Here is a 16,290-nt window from a genome sequence, read left to right as displayed (position 1 = left end):
GTCATGCTGGCACACCTGTATCCGCCCGGCAATGCGGAATGCAAGAAAGTGGCTCGCGGGGGGGCGGCAGGAGAGATGATTGCCCGGCTCTGTTATTTTGATTTTTTGCTTTTAAAGCATGAGTTGGGGCGGCTTAGTGTTATTACGCTGCATTGGAATGGCAACATGGCCGAACGGTGCCGCGCAGAACCCGGCTTTTGATATTCAGCGACAAGAAACATGAAGAAACTGATTAGCCTGCTCCTGATTTGTGTTTGCGGTGCCAGTGCGCACGCGGTGCTCAAGCTGCCGCGTATTTTTTCGGACAACATGGTGCTCCAGGCCGGCGAACCTGTTAAAATCTGGGGCCGTGCAACTGCCGGAGCCGGGATAAGCGTCCGCTTGGGGGAAGACGAGGCGTCCGCCGTGGCCGATGACGAGGGCCGGTGGAGCGTCGAGTTGGGGCCGCTTACCGCGAGCAAGGCTCCCGCGGTCATGCGTATTGACGAAAATGGCGAGACGGGGGTTGAGATCGCCAATGTCCTGGTGGGCGAAGTCTGGATGACCGGCGGGCAGTCGAACATGGAGTTGGGTATCCCATCGACCTCCGACTGGCAACGAATCAAGACAGAGGGAGATTATCCGCTGATTCGCTACTTCTGGCAACCGCGCACGACGGTGGCGGCTGAACCGCAGGAGGACTTCAACCCCGAAAGCAAATGGCTGGTCTGCACGCCGGAAAATCTGGAAAAGTACCGTTTTCACTCTGTCGCGGTGTATTTCGCCGAGGCGCTGATGAAGGACCTCGATACGCCGGTGGGGATGATTTCGAGCGCGCACGGCGGCACGCCGATGCGGGCCTGGGTCGATCAGCAGACCGTATCGGAGTCGGAAGATTTTCGGGCTATCTGGGAAGACTTTCTCAAGCGCCGTGATGCCTACGACTATGAGGCCGCGCTGAAGCAGGTGGAGCGCACCCGTGCCGACTACGAAGCAAAGGTGGCCGCTGCCAAGGCCGCGGGTAAACCGCTTCCCCCGAGGCCGTTCTCGATCTCCGAACTGCACAAGCCCTGGCCGGACAGCCCGGATGCCTTCCGCACGCCCGCTTACCTGTTCAACGGGAAAGTGGCCCCGGCCGCAGGCTACACCGTCCGGGGCTTCCTCTGGTACCAGGGGGAAAATGACGCCAAGGCCCCCTCATCGGCAACCTTTGACGCGCAGTTGAAGGGTCTGATCGGGGCATGGCGGCGTGCCTGGGGGGACGAGTCCCTGCCGTTTATTTTCGCGCAATTGCCTTCGTACGATTCGTCGGAGTGGGAAGAGGTGCGCCAGAAGCAGACAGCGGTCTTTCAGAACGGTGAGCATATCGGGATGGTCGTCCTCATCGACGAAGGCGAGGAGAAGGACATTCACCCGAAGAACAAAACCGTTGTGGGGCGGCGCATGGAGCGGATCGCGTTGAAGGATGTCTATGGCCGCACCGACATCAACGCCTACGGCCCCTTGATCGAGGAGGTGGATTTTCAGGGAAAAACGGCGGTGCTGGCTTTCGACCTCGACGGTTCGCACCTGCGCCCGGTTTCCGCCGCGACAGGCTTTGAAGTCCTCGCCGCCGATGGCACGTGGAAACCCGCTCACGCGGAGGTTTCAGGAGATTCCGTGATCGTGCGCCCGGAAGTCAGCGGCAAGTTTACCGGCGTGCGTTACCTCTACACCCCGTGGGCGAAACCCTTGGCCAGCGTCTTCAATACCGACGGCCTGCCGCTGGCCCCGTTCGTTGTCGCACAGGAGTAATTATCGCCCCTGGGCTGCGGCACCACTGCTCGGGGTAGCGGCCTTTCTGGCCGCGTAGGGGCGTAGCCCTTCAATGCCACCGGGTGCAACCCGGATTAGGTGCGGGACCAGTCGAGCATGCGCTTGATCGGGGCGTAAGCCTTCTGGCGAATGGCTTCGTCCATGGTGATCTCGGGCTTCATGTCGCGGAGGCAGTTGCGAAGTTTTTCCACCGTGTTCATCTTCATGTAGCGGCAGTCGTTGCAGGCGCAGGTTTCGGTCGGCCCGGCGATGAAGACCTTGCCGGGGATCTCGCGGCGAAGGCGGTTCAGCATGCCCGTCTCGGTGGCGACGATGATTTCGCGCGAGGGGTGGGTCTTGCAAAAGCCGATCATTTTCTCGGTACTGCAAACCTCGTCGGCCATGTCGCGTACCGCCTCGACACACTCGGGGTGGGCGACCACGGGCGCGCCCGGGTACTGCGCCTTGACTTTCTCCAGCGCGCGGGCGGTGAAGAGTACATGCGCGTAGCAACTGCCCGGCCACAAGCGCATCTGGCGGCCCGTCTGGCGGGCGACCCATTGGCCGAGGTTCTGGTCGGGGACGAAAAGGATTTCCCGGTCGGCGGGCACCTGCTCGACGATTTTGACGGCGTTGCCCGAGGTGCAGATAACGTCGCTGAGCGCCTTGACGGCGGCGGAGCAGTTGATGTACGCGACGACGTAAAGGTCGGGGTTGGCCTCGCGGTAGGCGGCGAGTTTTTCCGCCGGGCACGAGTCCGAGAGCGAACAGCCCGCGTCCATTTCCGGCAGGAGCACGGTCTTGGACGGGTTGACGATCTTGGCCGTCTCGGCCATGAAGTGCACGCCGCAGAAGACGATCACGTCGGCGTCGGTTTCGGCGGCGTTGTAGGCCAGGCCGAGGGAGTCGCCCACGTAGTCGCCCACGCGCTGAATGGCGTCCACCTGGTAGTTGTGGACGAGGATGACGGCGTTGCGTTCCTTCTTCAGCGCCAGGATTTCCTCCTGGATCGCGCTCAAGGGCTCCTCGGGCCCGTCAAGCGAAGGCATGGTCATCGGTTGGAAGTCAAGCGTCGCGCTCATAGGTAAAGATTTGTCAGCGCCGGTGTGCAGTCAATACCGGGAGAGAATAAATATCGGCAAGCGGGCAGGGGGCCCTGCTTACTTGGCGGCGCGTTCGCAGACGCCGGTTTCGGCGCGAAACAGGCAGTGGGCGTTGACCTGAAGGCGCTGTGACTCGGGCTTCATGTTGAGCTTGTCACAGACGGTTTTGCCGTACCATTCCATGAATGGCGCGTCCACTTCGAAAATTTTACCACAATCTTCACAAATCACCTGGGCCTGAAAAGTACGGGCCTGACGGTTGGAGTGATAGTATTTATTATCGTGGCCCACGTCGATTTCACGGATCAATCCGCTCTCGGTCAAGATGGGCAACGAACGGTAAACCGTGGCCCGCGAGACCGAATCGTCAAGCTGCCGGGAACGGTCGAGCAGATCCTCCGCCGTGAAGTGGTCATTCAACTCGAAGGCGGCATCAAAAATCGCCATACGCTGATTGGTGACGCGTAAGCCCTTGCTGACCAGGAACTTTTTAAAGGTATCCCGGGGGTTCTCGATTTCGACGGTTTGCTCGTTTAGCACGGTCATCTTTTTTAAATGAGACTAAATTGACACAGGCGCGGGGGTGGGTCAAACGGTAATTGGCCTGTGCGATGTTTTTTTTCTGACGTTCAGGAATTAAGCGTGTGGGGTTCCGGCCGATTGATTCCCCGTTTTGTCGCTCCCTGGATGCTGCAGGCCACTATGCATCATCATTTTGGGAGTTGACAGTCCTAGTTATCAAGGGCTTGATTGCTAATTACGTAGCCGTGTGCTATGTCTAGCGCTCAGGCTTCTTTAAACCTAATCCTAAATCAAACCAAGATCGCGATGAAATTGTCACTCACACTGCTGAAGTCCCTCTGGGTTCCCGGGGTACTGTCAGCCGCACTTCTCCTTACTGGTTGCGAATCCACCAAGACCGTTTCGGGTCCTGAGGCTTCCGCCGGTCCCGAAGGTAATGTCCACGGCTATTCCCAAGTCGAGGGCAAGGCTGTCCAAACCAAGGCCGACAGCTCCAAGGCTGCCGACAAGTCGATCATCTACGAAGATGACCTCGTCGTTGTCAGCAAACAGTACCTGTCCGGTTCCATGGCCGGTTCGCCTTTCACCTACAAGATCAACGTCAAGGCCAAGCAGCCCGTCACCAATGTCGTGGTGAGCGAAATGCTCCCGGCTGAGATCAAGTTCCAGAGCTCCGACCCGAAGGCCAGCATGGACCAGTTCGGGATGCCCTCCTGGGATCTCGAAGCCATGAAGGCTGGCGATCAGAAGGACATCACCGTCACGGTGGTTCCCTCCAAGATCGGCAACTTCGAAGTGTGCAGCGTCGTCCGCGCCGACCCGATGGTCTGCCTGCCGATTTTCGTCGGCAAGCCGGAAATCACGCTGGCCAAGGTTGGTCCCGCCGCGGTTGAACTCGGCAAGGACGCCAGCTGGACCATTACCGCCAAGAACACCGGTAATGCCTACGCTGACAATGTCGTGATCACCGACAAGCTGCCCGAAGGCTGGACCGCCAAGAGCCCGCTTTCCAAGAACGTCGGCAGCCTCGACCCGGGTCAGACCGCCACCATGACCGTTGTTGCCACCGCTACCAAGCCCGGCAAGTTCGTCAACACCGCGACCTCGACCTTCGCCCAGGGCGAACCCGTCGTGGCCACCGCTCCGGTTCTCGTCCAGCAGTCCAGCCTCAAGGTCACCAAGACCGGCCCGGCTAACGGCTACATCTTCTCTGACGTGCCGTACACCATCACCGTCACCAACGACGGCGACACCACGCTGAACAACATCCTCGTGGTTGACACGCTGCCGACCGACAGCTTCGTCATCGAAGGTCAGCTCGCCAAGAGCGCCACCGTCAAGGACATTGACAATGGCGGCCGCACGATCGTCCCCTCGATGGACCCGACCCGCAATGTCTGGGGCTACTGGCGCCCGGGCAGCACCAATCCGCAGACCGACGACTCGGCTGACGTGATTGAGTGGACCATCGACACCCTGGCCCCCGGAGCTTCCAAGAGCTTCACGGTCAATGGCTATGCCACCCGTCCGATCACCACGACCAACAACGTGACCGCCAGCACCGGCGAGATCAAGGAATCCGCTCAGGCCGTCACCGTGTGGCGCGCTGTCCCGGGTATCCACAGCTCCATCCGTGACTCGATCGACCCGATCCAGGTCGGCCAGGAAACCACCTACACGCTGAACGCCCTGAACCAGTCCTCGTATGAGACCTTCAGCGTCACCAGCCAGAAGGTTAGCATCCCGAGCCAGCTGAAGATCATCTCGGTCAGCGCCGGCGGTGTCATCTCCGGTCAGACGGTCACCTTCCCGCAGGTCTCCCTGGCCCCGGGTAAGGAAGTCACCCGCTCGATCACGGTCCAGGCTGTCAGCGCCGGAACGGTCACCACGAAGGTGGAAACCATGACCAACTTCCGCGACGACCCGATCCTCGACCAGGAATCGACCACGATCTACTAAGATCGAACGTCACCCAAGTTTCCGAGAGCCCGCACAACTGTGCGGGCTCTTTTTTTTCAAAAATCACCCTCTCGCATAACCCTCAATGCGACTCGTAGCCGGAATGAGAAGATTCGCGCCGGTGAAAGCGTTCCGCCAAGGAATAGGGTTGAAGACCCGCCTGCCGTCCATTCATGGTGTGCTATGCCCGAGGCCTCCGCCCACATCATCGAAGTCCTGCCCATCGGAGGCCCGGAAAAACCGCTCGCCTACGCGGTCCCGGCCCGGCTTAAGGGTTGCACGGCTCCCGGCGCGTTGGTCCGCGTCCCACTGCTAAACCGCTCTCGTCTCGGTCTGGTTTGCGAGGGACTGAGCGAAGAGATTGACCCGGCCCGGCTCAAGTTCGTCCACGACGCGCTTTACGACGAGCCGGTAGTTTCGCCGGACCTGCTCAAGCTCGCGCTCTGGCTCTCGCGTTACTACGCGGCCAGCCTGGAAAGCGTGCTGGAGACGATTGTGCCCGCGCCGGTGCGGGCCATCATGGCCCCGAGAACGACCCGCCTGCTCGCGCTGGCCCACACGCCGACGCCGGAGGAAATGGATGCGCTCGTGCGCCGCGCTCCACGCCAGGCCGACCTCGTGCGCTTTCTGGAGCAGCAGCAGGGGCCGGTTCCGCGTTCGCTGCTGATGAGCCGCCTGAAACTTTCTTCTCCCTCCTGCGATGCACTGGTGAAAAAGGGCCTGCTCAAGGAGGTGGTGCAGGAGGATGCGAGGGAGGTCTATACGGACGATCTTGGCGAGGAGGAGGCACTGCCGACAAAGGAAGTCACCTTGACCGAGGAGCAGGCGGCGGCGCTGGCCGACATTGAGCTGAGCCTCGACGCGAACGAGTTCCGCCCGCACCTGATCCACGGCGTCACCGGCTCGGGCAAGACGGAGATTTACCTGCGCGCGCTGGAGCGGGTGGTGGACGAGGGCGGGAGCGTGATCTTTCTGGTGCCCGAGGTGGCCCTGACCCCGCAGACGGTCGGGCGGCTGCGCTCGCGTCTGAGCAAGCGCGGGGAGCGTGTTGTCGTCTGGCACAGCCACTTGAGCGCGGGCGAGAGGGCTGACGGCTGGATGGCTATGGCCCGGGGGGAGGCGAGGGTGGTGGTCGGAGCGCGTTCGGCGATTTTCGCTCCGTTGAAAAATTTGAAACTCATCATCGTGGACGAGGAGCACGAGCCCGCCTACAAGCAGGCCGAGTCGCCACGCTACCACGGCCGCGACGTGGCTGTTTATCGTTCGATGCTGTGCGGGGCAGTCTGTCTGCTGGGCTCGGCCACGCCCGCCCTGGAGTCGCTCTACAACGTCGAGACCAAGAGCTACCGGCTCAACCGCCTGAGCAAGCGCGTGGACGACCGCCAGCTTCCCAGCGTCCACATCGTGGACATGAAGCGCGAACGCCTCAGCCCGCAGGGAGCGGCCACGATTTCCAGCATTCTCGCGGACAAGCTGCTGGAGCGCTTCGAGAAGCAGGAGCAGTCGATCCTCTTTCTCAACCGCCGCGGCTACTCTACGCGCATGATTTGCCCGGATTGCAGCTACGTGGCGGAGTGCCCGCATTGCAGCGTGACGCTGACTTACCACCGCACCGACAATCGCCTGAAGTGCCACATCTGCGGCTATCAGGAGCGACCGACCAAGGGCTGCCCCAAGTGCGGCTCGGCCAAGTACCGGGGCATCGGCTTCGGCACGCAGCGGATCGAGGAGACGGTGCAGAAAATCGTCCCCCGCGCCCGCATCATGCGACTGGACACGGACACGATGAGCAAGAAGCACCTGTTTCGGAAAATCCTCTCCGACTTCCGCACCGGCAAGCTCGATATTCTCGTGGGCACGCAGATGTTGGCCAAGGGACTGGACTTCCCCAACGTCACGCTCGTGGGCATGGTCGATGCGGACATTGCGCTGCATGTGCCAGACTTCCGGGCCGCCGAGCGGACTTTTCAGTTGCTCGTGCAGGTGGCCGGGCGCGCCGGACGCGGCGACAAGGCGGGGGAGGTCGTGGTGCAGACTTTTATGCCGCACAGCCCGCCGATCCAGTACGCGCGGCGGGCTGATTTCGAGGGCTTTTTACAGGAGGAACTGGAGCAGCGCCGCGAGTTTCACTACCCGCCGTTCCGGCACCTGGTGCGGCACTTGTTTCGAGGGCGCAACCCGGAAAAGGTCGCCTTCTTCGCCGAGCAATGGTCCCGGCAGTTGGAGGAGCGGCTGGAAAAACTCGGCCACAACGTCGAAATCCGCGGCCCCGTGGCCGCCCCGCTGGAAAAAATCAAGGACACCTACCGCTTCCACCTCTGGTATTTTGTCGGCAACGTCTCGCGTATCCTGCCCGACATCGTCGCCCTGCGCAAAGACTTCCCGATGGACGAGGATGTCGTCGATGTGCTCGACGTGGACCCGGTGGACCTGGTTTGAATGCGGTCACAAAGGGCACGAAGGAGACACGAAGAGCACGAAGTTTCTTTGAGTAAGAACTTGCCCGCGAAGTCACGCGAAGAAACGCGAAGAGGGGGAGCGGCAGGACGCGGTCCTGCACCTGTGATCCTATCGGATCACTGATGCCACCGCTAAGGCAGTGGCATGGGCAGCGATGATTGTCGCCAACCCAAACGAAGTCCGCTCACCTCATCTGAGGGCCTATTATTCTTGTAGGCAAATTAGCATTGACTGCGAAGTGCATAAAAAAAGCCATTTCCGCTCTTCCCGGCCTTCCTGTTAAATCTCTTTAGCATCCGGGCCTTCGTGCGCTGCGTGTCTCCTTCGTGCGCTTTGTGACCGTATTTTATCGCCCGCCACGTTTACGCCTGGTCGAGGCGCTGGCGGATCGTTTCTGGGGTGAGCCCAGTGATTTCAAAGACCTTGGCCGGGGAGGTGTCGCCGCTGACCAGGCGTATTGAAGATTCGGATACACCGAGCCACTGGGCCAGCAGGGTGGTTACCGCCTTGTTTGCCTTGCCGCGCTCGGGCAGAGCCTGGACTTTTATCTTGAACGACTCGCCCAGCCAGCCCGCCGGTGCGTTACGGGAGGAGGAAGGCACCACCTTGACGGGCAGGCGGACAGGGCCGGGCGAGGCGGACACGACTCTTTTAAAATTCAGGCTCTTAATGCAGGTCGAAGGTGGCCTTGAGTCCGGCGGCGAGCTCTTCTTTTTCCTCCGGGGTCAGCTTGGCCTCGGGGTGCATGGGCAGGTAGCTTTCGAGGGGCATCCAGCCTTTTTCGACGGCCTCGGCGGCCTCGTCGTAGCCGCGCCCGAAGCCCTTTTCATTGATGTTGAAATGCTCGCGTCCCTCTTCGACATGGTGGGCTATCCAGGCTGAGACAGGGTAAACTTTCGAATACCACGGCCAGACGGTTTCGTTGCTGTGGCAGTCGGCGCATGCGCGGGTGAAAAGCTCCTTCGTGCGCGGCGAGTTCCAGGTCGGCTCCACCTGGACGGGGGGATTTGTCCGGGCGACCGGGATAAACTGGATGCCGATAAAGGCAAGAATGAGCAGGGAGATAATGATGCGGAGGGCTTTTTTCATGGAGAGATATTGTCAACCACGGCAGGTCAATGGCAAGATTTCGATTGCGTTTGAAGTAGATTAAGTTGTTGATTGAGATTGGGTTTCAAAAGCTGGTTTGCTCTTTGGGTGGCATGAAACAAACGCGCAAATCAAGGGACGGATATTGCCATTGCTTTTGCAGGATAAGTTTCTCAATTTTCGCGCATGTGTATGTCTGAGCGTGCAAAAAAGGTCAGAAGTTTTGCTCTGGTGGCCCTGATCGGGGTGTTGGCGCTTCCCGCGCTCCGGGCAGAGACGTATCTAGTCAGCAGCACCTTTGCCGGGGATACCCGCTATGCGGTGCAGAAGCTCTTTGACGGTAACGACGACGATCTGTGCTGGGCGGCCACGGCCAGTAACCTGATCCAGAACTGGCAGGACCGCTGGCTGCAAAACGGTGGCACGATCCCCGCCGGGACGCCGAACGGAATGGTGACGCAGATAGCGTATTCGACGGATGTGTTCGCGACCTTTGTCAACAACTGGACGAATGCTGGCGGCGAGAGCTACATCGGCATGCAGTGGTGGTACACCGACTCGTACACCTATTTAGCGGATTCGTCGGAACTGAAACCGGGCGCGACCGGCGGTGCCTACTGGATCGACCTGGGGCTGGACAAGGACGAGATTTTCTCCCACACGGATCTTTACAATGACGAGATGCCGGTTGAGGCGTCGCTATTCACCGACTGGCTGGACGACCTGGTGGGGATGAATTATCTGGCCGCGCTGGGTATCTTTACCAATGCCGGCGACGCTCACGCCATTCCGGTCTGGGGCTACGAGATGGTGGACGACACACTGACGGGCATCTGGATCTCCGATTCCGACTCCGGGGTCGAGAGCAACTTCCTCGTCGATGTGTACTGGGACAACTCTTTCAACGGCTGGCTGCTCGGGGACGCCCACACGTCCAATCCCGATGTGACTTATACCGGGTGGTTTGTCGGCGACATGGACATGTTTGTCCTGCCAATGGTGCCCGAGCCTTCGCTCGTCGCCCTGATTCTGGGCGTACTCGTCCTCGGGCGCGTTGTCCTGCTGCGCCGCCGTGTCCGTGGTGCGTGATCGCGCGCAGGAGGACAGTAGAGGGCGTACGTTGCCTGAACGGCATTGGTGGGTTGGCTTGAGATTGGGCGATTTTTACCGTTGCCAAACCCTCGGTGGCGGCATGCTTTGAAGCGCTATGTTTCAGACCTTGCCCGGTTTTCGTGAGTTTTATCCGGAGGATTGCGCCATCCGCAATTACATCTTCGGCCAGTGGCGTCAGTCGGCCCTGCGCTTCGCTTTTCAGGAGTTCGACGGTCCGCTGCTGGAGCCGCTGGAACTGATCACGGCCAAGTCCGGCGATGAGATTGTCAGCCAGCTCTTCAACTTCGAGGACAAGGGCGGCCGCGCCGTCACCCTGCGTCCCGAGCTGACCCCGACCCTGGCCCGCCTCGTCGGCGCCAAGGCCGGAAGCATCAAGCGCCCTGTCAAGTGGTTCGGGATCGCCGAGAATTTCCGTTACGAAAAACCCCAGAAGGGCCGTCTGCGCTCGCACTACCAGTTCAACGCCGACATTTTGGGCGAATCCTCGCCTGCGGCTGACGCCGAGATCATCGCCCTGCTCATCACGGCGTTGTGCTCCTTTGGCCTGAGCGAGAAGGAATTTGTCCTGCGCCTGAGCGACCGTGACCTGTGGTTGCTGCTGCTGGAACAGCACGGGCTGACGGGCGACATCGCCACGGGCGCGCTCAACGTCATCGACAAGATGGAGCGGGAGTCGCCCGAGTCGCTGCTCAAGATGATGGGCGAAAAGCACGTCCCCGGTGCCGAGGCCGTGCTGGCCGATGCCAGTAAGCTGGTCGAGTGCACCTCGCTCGAAGCGGTGGAGAGCTTTTTTGCCGGGCGTGAGAACAACGTCGTCACCGGCGAGCGGGTTTCCTCCCGCCTGGATCAGTGGCGCGAGTTGCTCGGTCATCTCCATGCGATGGGACTGGGCGGCTTTATCCGGGTGGACCTGGGCATTGTCCGCGGGCTGGCCTACTACACCGGCTTTGTCTTCGAAGCCTTCCAGACGGTGGGCAAGGGCAGGGCACTGGCCGGCGGCGGACGCTACGACCACCTGGTGGAAAAACTCGGCTTCCAGGCCATGCCGGCAGTGGGTTTCGGTATGGGCGACGTGACCCTGCGTGACCTGCTCGAAGACCAGAAGCTCCTGCCCGACCCGAAACCCGAACTCGACGGCTACGTGGTCGTGGCGGGCGGTGAGAACGAGGCCCGCGCTGCGCTTCGCGATGTGGCCGCGCTCCGGGCGAAAGGACTCAAGATCGACCGCCCGCTCAAGCAGCAAGGCTTCGGTAAGCAGTTCAAAACGGCCGGACAGTCCGGGGCCCGCTTCGCGCTGATTTACGGCGAGGTGGAAGTTGCCGAAGGCAAGCTCAAGCTGCGTGACCTGGTCAGCGGCGAGGAGAGCCTCCTTACTGCGGACGAAGCCGCCAGCCGCATGCTTCAGGGCTGAGAGACGGGGCGGTTTTCACACCTTCCGCTTCCGTCGTGCGTAGCTCCGCGCGACTTGCTGCGGCTACACATCGGGGATGTTGTGGCTTGTAAGGGTACGGATTTTTGACTACTAATTTTAGGTGGTTTGCCCCCGCGACGCCTAACGGATAATACCGGCAGTTGTCGCTAATAGTCCCGATAGGCATTTTTCCCAAAAAAATGCTATTTTAGAGATGCCTGCCTGAATACCCCAATGAAACTCAAGACCCTGATACTCCTGCTCCTGCTTGGGGCGACATGCTACTTGTTTTATGGCTACGTCACGACACATTTCAGCCAACCGGCGCTGGCTTACAAGAGCTACGTCTCCGCACTGATCGAAGGGGACCGTTCGCAGGCGCGGGGGGATATTGTCAATGATGAGGCCTTGCGCGCTTTCGATACGCATGCTGAGCGCATGCAGCACCTGGGCGGGACACCCCGACTGATCTGGTACGAGTTCATCAGCCGTAAAGAGTCGCCGGATGGCAAAACCGTGCAGCTCGTGGTTTTGTGCCATGTGCGGGTTGATCCCGAAGGTGAGGACACGTACTGGGGGAAGGAGGACCGCCGCGACCGGCATTACGTCACGCTGATGAAGGTCAACTCCGCCTGGAAGGTGGCCAGCTTCGAAGATTCATCCACCCTCTCGGGGGAGAGTGCCAGAGCCATGAAACGTCGCTGAAAATGCCCGTGAGCTGGCATTCGTTTTGAACTTTCAGCCATCCTGACGTGTTTTTTGCTGACAAGCGTAGTTGCCGTTTTTTGCGGCCGGATTTTTGACGCTTCTTTGGATCGCGTGGATGCGAAGTCGGTGAAGCCGGAATAACGGACATTTGTTGTGTTCCGAATTGCTGCGTAATATTAGAATTTTTCAAGCTTCATTTGACGGGGCGATTATCGCGTTTGCTTATTATATATCGGGGACGAGGGCGGATCGAGTTCATCTGAACGGCATGTCTTTTTCAGGATTTTTTGCGGCTGACCGCTGTCCACCCCGCACGGGAATTTGCTTCGCCGGGAGTCGGGTGAAGATAGAATTGAGACCCATTCGCGTTTCTAATGCTGGGTTTTGATTAACGTATCTAATCCTGTGAAAATTATAAACTTATACCGAACCTGATTGCTTGAGTACAGTTGCATCCACTGGATGTGTCGTTCAAGTTGCAGCATAAGCAAAGGTTATGGGATGCGCCCATGGCCGTCGCGAGAACCATGAGTGCTGCCAAGAAAGTAATTCTCCCTTCACTGGTCAAAAAATACCTGATGGCTGGATCAGGCATCATATTGGTGTTGTTCGTCCTCGGACACATGCTGGGCAACCTGCAATTCTTCGGTCCCCCGGAAATGATCAACGCCTATGCCTACCATCTGCATCACCTGCCCGGAGCGCCGGTCACGCTGTGGCTGATCCGGCTTTTCCTGCTCGCGTGTGTGGTCGTCCACATTGCCATGGCAGTCCTGCTGGTGAAGGAAAACCGGGAAGCCCGCCCCCAAAACTACGCCAAGCAGGGTTTCCGTGAAACCGACTACGCCGCGCGTACGATGCCGATGAGCGGGCTGATTATCCTGGCCTTTATCATCTTCCACATCCTGCAGTACACGGCCCGCGTAGTGCCCGAGCACTACAACGAAACCATCGGGCAGGCCCCGATCGAGGTCTCCCACGTGCATCTGGAGTACTTTGACGTTTACGCGATGATGGCCAAGGGCTTTTCCAGTCCGGTGGTCTCCATCTTCTACATCATCGCCGTCGGCCTGCTGTGCATGCACCTGACCCACGGGGTCACGAGCATGTTCCAGTCCCTGGGCTTCCGCAACGAAGTCTGGCGCGGTCGCCTCAAGTGCCTCGCCTCGGCCTACGGGCTGTTCATTTTTATCGGTTTCGCCTCGATCCCGGCCTCCGTGCTCTTCTTCGGCCACGGAAAGGCTTACCTGGCCGAGAAGGAAGCCGAGTGGGCCAAGGCCCCGGTTGAGGTCTCCGTCAATGACGCGCAGGCCGCCAACACGCAGTTCGTAACTTTGAACGAAGGACGCTAAGCATGAAGCTCGATTCAAAAACTCCCGAGGGTCCGCTCAGTGAAAAGTGGACCAACCACAAGGGGCATAACCTGAAGCTGGTCAACCCGGCCAACCGTCGTAAATACCACGTCATCGTGGTCGGTTCCGGCCTGGCGGGCGCTTCCGCCGCCGCCTCGCTGGGTGAGCAGGGCTATCAGGTTTCCTGCTTCTGCTACCAGGACAGCCCGCGCCGCGCGCACTCTATCGCCGCCCAGGGCGGGATCAACGCCGCCAAGAACTACCAGAACGACGGCGACAGCGTCTTCCGGCTCTTTTACGACACGATCAAGGGTGGCGACTACCGCGCCCGCGAAGCCAACGTCTATCGCCTGGCCGAAGTCAGCAACAACATCATCGACCAGATGGTGGCGCAGGGCGTTCCCTTTGCCCGCGAATACGGCGGCATGCTGGACAACCGCTCCTTCGGGGGCGCGCAGGTCTCGCGTACCTTCTATGCCCGCGGCCAGACCGGCCAGCAGCTTCTGCTCGGTGCTTACCAGCAGTTGAGCAAGCAGATCGGCCTGGGGCAGGTCAAGATGTACAACCGCCACGAAATGCTCGACCTCGTGCTCGTGGACGGGCACGCCAAGGGCATCATCACCCGCAACATGGTCAACGGCAAGATCGACCGCTGGGCGGCCGATTGCGTGGTCCTGTGCACGGGCGGTTACGGTAACGTTTTCTTCCTCTCGACCAACGCGCAGGGTTGCAACGTCACCGCCGCCTACCGCGCCTACAAGCGTGGCGCCGGTTTCGCCAACCCCTGCTACACGCAGATCCACCCGACCTGCATCCCGGTCCACGGCGACCAGCAGAGCAAGCTGACCCTGATGTCCGAGTCGCTCCGCAACGATGGCCGCATCTGGGTGCCCAAGAGCAAGGATGCCGCCGAAAAGGTACGCACCGGCCAGCTCGACCCGAACGCCATCCCCGAGGAGGAACGCGACTACTACCTCGAGCGCAAGTACCCGAGTTTCGGTAACCTCGCCCCGCGCGACATCTCCTCGCGCTCGGCCAAGGAAGCCTGCGACGACGGACGCGGGATCGCCCCCGGCAGCGGTCTGGGTGTGTTCCTGGACTTCCGTGACGCCATCAACCGTCTGGGCGAGAACGTCATCGCCGAGCGCTACGGCAATCTCTTCGACATGTACAACCGCATCACTGCGGCCAACCCGTACAAGACGCCGATGATGATTTACCCGGCCGTTCACTACACGATGGGCGGCCTCTGGGTAGACTACAACCTTGAGAGCAATATCCCCGGCCTCTTCGTCGGCGGTGAAGCGAACTTCTCCGACCACGGTGCGAACCGCCTCGGGGCCTCCGCCCTCATGCAGGGCCTGGCCGACGGTTACTTCGTCCTGCCCTACACGGTGGGCGACTACCTGGGCCGCTGCGGCATCCACTCCGCCGGCACGATCAAGAGCGACGCCTCCGGTTTTGCCGAGGCTGAGCAGGAAGTCACGGACCGCATCCAGCGCCTGATGAGCATCAAGGGCAAGGAAAGCCCGCGCAGCTTCCACCAGCGCCTGGGCCACATCATGTGGGACCACTGCGGTATGGCTCGCGACAAGGCCGGACTGGAAAAGGCCATCGAGCTTATCCCGCAGTTGCGCGAAGAGTTCTGGGCCAACGTCAAGGTTGTCGGTGGCGAGGCCGAGCTCAATCAGGAGCTGGAACGCGCGGGCCGTGTGGCGGACTTCCTCGAATTCGGGGAACTGATGTGCCGCGACGCGCTGATGCGCGACGAGTCCTGCGGCGGCCACTTCCGCACCGAGCACCAGAGCGAAGAGGGCGAGGCCGTCCGCGACGACGACAAGTTCGCCTTTGTCGGTGTGTGGGAATACCAGGGCGACAATAAAGCCCCGGCCCTGCACAAGGAAGAACTCGTTTACGAGGAAGTGAAGTTCACGACCCGCTCGTACAAGTAAGGCATTAATCATCAGCCAAGTATTTAGCTATGGATCTGCACCTGAGAGTCTGGAGACAGAAAAACAGCGACGAGCCCGGTAAGTTCGCCAATTACGAGCTTAAGGGCGTGAGCGAGGATTCTTCGTTTTTGGAGATGCTCGACATCCTCAACGAGCAACTGATCGAGCAGGGCGATGAGCCGGTGGCCTTCGACCACGACTGCCGTGAAGGTATCTGCGGGATGTGCTCGCTCGTCATCAATGGCATGGCCCACGGTCCCGAGCGGGCCACCACGGTCTGCCAATTGCACATGCGCCACTACAGTGACGGCGACACCATCACGATCGAGCCCTGGCGCGCCAAGCCGTTCCCGGTCGTGAAGGACCTGATCGTGGACCGTACCGCCTTCGACCACATCATCCAGGCGGGTGGCTTCATCACGGCCCGTACCGGCAGCGCGCAGGACGCCAACCAGCAGCTCATCTCCAAGCCCATTGCGGACAAGGCGATGGACGCGGCGGCCTGCATCGGTTGTGGCGCGTGCGTGGCGGCTTGCCCGAACGGTGCGGCCATGCTCTTCACCTCGGCCAAGTGTTCGCAGCTCAACTTGCTTCCGCAAGGCCAGCCGGAGAAGGATCGCCGTACCCTGGCCATGGTCAAGGCCATGGACGCCGAAGGCTTCGGCAACTGCACGAACTACGGTGAGTGTCAGGCCGTTTGCCCGAAGGAGATCACACTCGACTTCATCGCCAAGATGAACCGCGACTACGCGGGGGCGCGCATCCGCCATTTCTTCGGCAAGGCTATCTAGGTTTTAGCAAACTTTACCCCAGACAAGTGACGCCGGTTCGCCCTCGTGCAGCCGGCG

General features: G+C 60.4%; 14 protein-coding genes. 10 read left to right on the top strand and 4 right to left on the bottom strand.

The genetic code is table 11. The features are described from left to right. Nucleotides 1-3: 3 nt before the first annotated feature. Both H5P28_RS08245 and H5P28_RS08240 read left to right on the top strand, forming a co-directional pair. A complete protein-coding gene (locus H5P28_RS08245) occupies nucleotides 4-201 on the top strand; it encodes a hypothetical protein (RefSeq protein WP_185675232.1) in 198 nt (65 codons plus the stop codon). 18 nt (nucleotides 202-219) lie between these two features. Beyond that, a complete protein-coding gene (locus H5P28_RS08240; RefSeq protein WP_185675231.1) occupies nucleotides 220-1,773 on the top strand; it encodes a sialate O-acetylesterase in 1,554 nt (517 codons plus the stop codon). A 95-nt stretch (nucleotides 1,774-1,868) separates the two neighbouring features. Here the strand turns inward: H5P28_RS08240 and nadA are convergent, their stop codons facing one another. Both nadA and H5P28_RS08230 read right to left on the bottom strand, forming a co-directional pair. Next, nucleotides 1,869-2,855 (bottom strand): quinolinate synthase NadA, encoded by a 987-nt coding sequence (nadA, locus tag H5P28_RS08235; RefSeq protein ID WP_185675230.1) that lies wholly within the window; start codon nucleotides 2,853-2,855, stop codon nucleotides 1,869-1,871. 78 nt (nucleotides 2,856-2,933) lie between these two features. After that, nucleotides 2,934-3,422: a Fur family transcriptional regulator gene (locus tag H5P28_RS08230; RefSeq protein ID WP_185675229.1), complete on the bottom strand. Its 489-nt coding sequence runs from the start codon at nucleotides 3,420-3,422 to the stop codon at nucleotides 2,934-2,936. A gap of 282 nt (nucleotides 3,423-3,704) precedes the next feature. On the opposite strand from H5P28_RS08230, the gene H5P28_RS08225 reads away from it, so the two are divergent. Next, the gene (locus H5P28_RS08225; protein WP_185675228.1) at nucleotides 3,705-5,357 is read left to right on the top strand and encodes a DUF7507 domain-containing protein; all 1,653 of its coding nucleotides are present in this window, start codon (nucleotides 3,705-3,707) and stop codon (nucleotides 5,355-5,357) included. 183 nt (nucleotides 5,358-5,540) lie between these two features. Further along, entirely contained in the window at nucleotides 5,541-7,796 is a 2,256-nt protein-coding gene (priA, locus tag H5P28_RS08220; RefSeq protein WP_185675227.1) for a replication restart helicase PriA, read from the top strand. A gap of 383 nt (nucleotides 7,797-8,179) precedes the next feature. Here the strand turns inward: priA and H5P28_RS08215 are convergent, their stop codons facing one another. Both H5P28_RS08215 and H5P28_RS08210 read right to left on the bottom strand, forming a co-directional pair. Continuing rightward, a complete protein-coding gene (locus H5P28_RS08215) occupies nucleotides 8,180-8,461 on the bottom strand; it encodes a DUF167 domain-containing protein (RefSeq protein WP_221773380.1) in 282 nt (93 codons plus the stop codon). Between the two features lie 22 nt (nucleotides 8,462-8,483). Then, nucleotides 8,484-8,906, bottom strand: a complete 423-nt coding sequence (locus H5P28_RS08210) for a heme-binding domain-containing protein (RefSeq protein ID WP_185675226.1) — start codon at nucleotides 8,904-8,906, stop codon at nucleotides 8,484-8,486. A gap of 192 nt (nucleotides 8,907-9,098) precedes the next feature. Here H5P28_RS08210 and H5P28_RS08205 point away from each other — a divergent pair, with 192 nt between their 5' ends. The 6 genes from H5P28_RS08205 to H5P28_RS08180 all read left to right on the top strand — a co-directional run bounded on the left by H5P28_RS08205 (nucleotide 9,099) and on the right by H5P28_RS08180 (nucleotide 16,233). After that, nucleotides 9,099-9,995: a hypothetical protein gene (locus H5P28_RS08205; RefSeq protein ID WP_185675225.1), complete on the top strand. Its 897-nt coding sequence runs from the start codon at nucleotides 9,099-9,101 to the stop codon at nucleotides 9,993-9,995. 118 nt (nucleotides 9,996-10,113) lie between these two features. After that, nucleotides 10,114-11,430 carry a histidine--tRNA ligase gene (gene hisS / locus H5P28_RS08200; protein ID WP_185675224.1) on the top strand — a complete coding sequence of 439 codons (1,317 nt, stop codon included), beginning with the start codon at nucleotides 10,114-10,116 and terminating at the stop codon, nucleotides 11,428-11,430. A gap of 234 nt (nucleotides 11,431-11,664) precedes the next feature. Further along, the gene (locus tag H5P28_RS08195; RefSeq protein ID WP_185675223.1) at nucleotides 11,665-12,135 is read left to right on the top strand and encodes a hypothetical protein; all 471 of its coding nucleotides are present in this window, start codon (nucleotides 11,665-11,667) and stop codon (nucleotides 12,133-12,135) included. 530 nt (nucleotides 12,136-12,665) lie between these two features. Beyond that, a complete protein-coding gene (locus H5P28_RS08190) occupies nucleotides 12,666-13,490 on the top strand; it encodes a succinate dehydrogenase cytochrome b subunit (protein ID WP_185675222.1) in 825 nt (274 codons plus the stop codon). Between the two features lie 2 nt (nucleotides 13,491-13,492). After that, the gene (locus tag H5P28_RS08185; RefSeq protein ID WP_185675221.1) at nucleotides 13,493-15,442 is read left to right on the top strand and encodes a fumarate reductase/succinate dehydrogenase flavoprotein subunit; all 1,950 of its coding nucleotides are present in this window, start codon (nucleotides 13,493-13,495) and stop codon (nucleotides 15,440-15,442) included. 29 nt (nucleotides 15,443-15,471) lie between these two features. Then, nucleotides 15,472-16,233 carry a succinate dehydrogenase/fumarate reductase iron-sulfur subunit gene (locus H5P28_RS08180; protein ID WP_185675220.1) on the top strand — a complete coding sequence of 254 codons (762 nt, stop codon included), beginning with the start codon at nucleotides 15,472-15,474 and terminating at the stop codon, nucleotides 16,231-16,233. The last annotated feature ends 57 nt before the right edge of the window (nucleotides 16,234-16,290 follow it).

This window comes from Ruficoccus amylovorans, from assembly GCF_014230085.1.
Classification (GTDB): Bacteria; Verrucomicrobiota; Verrucomicrobiia; order Opitutales; family Cerasicoccaceae; genus Ruficoccus; species Ruficoccus amylovorans.
This window is presented reverse-complemented; position numbering and strand designations above follow the sequence as displayed.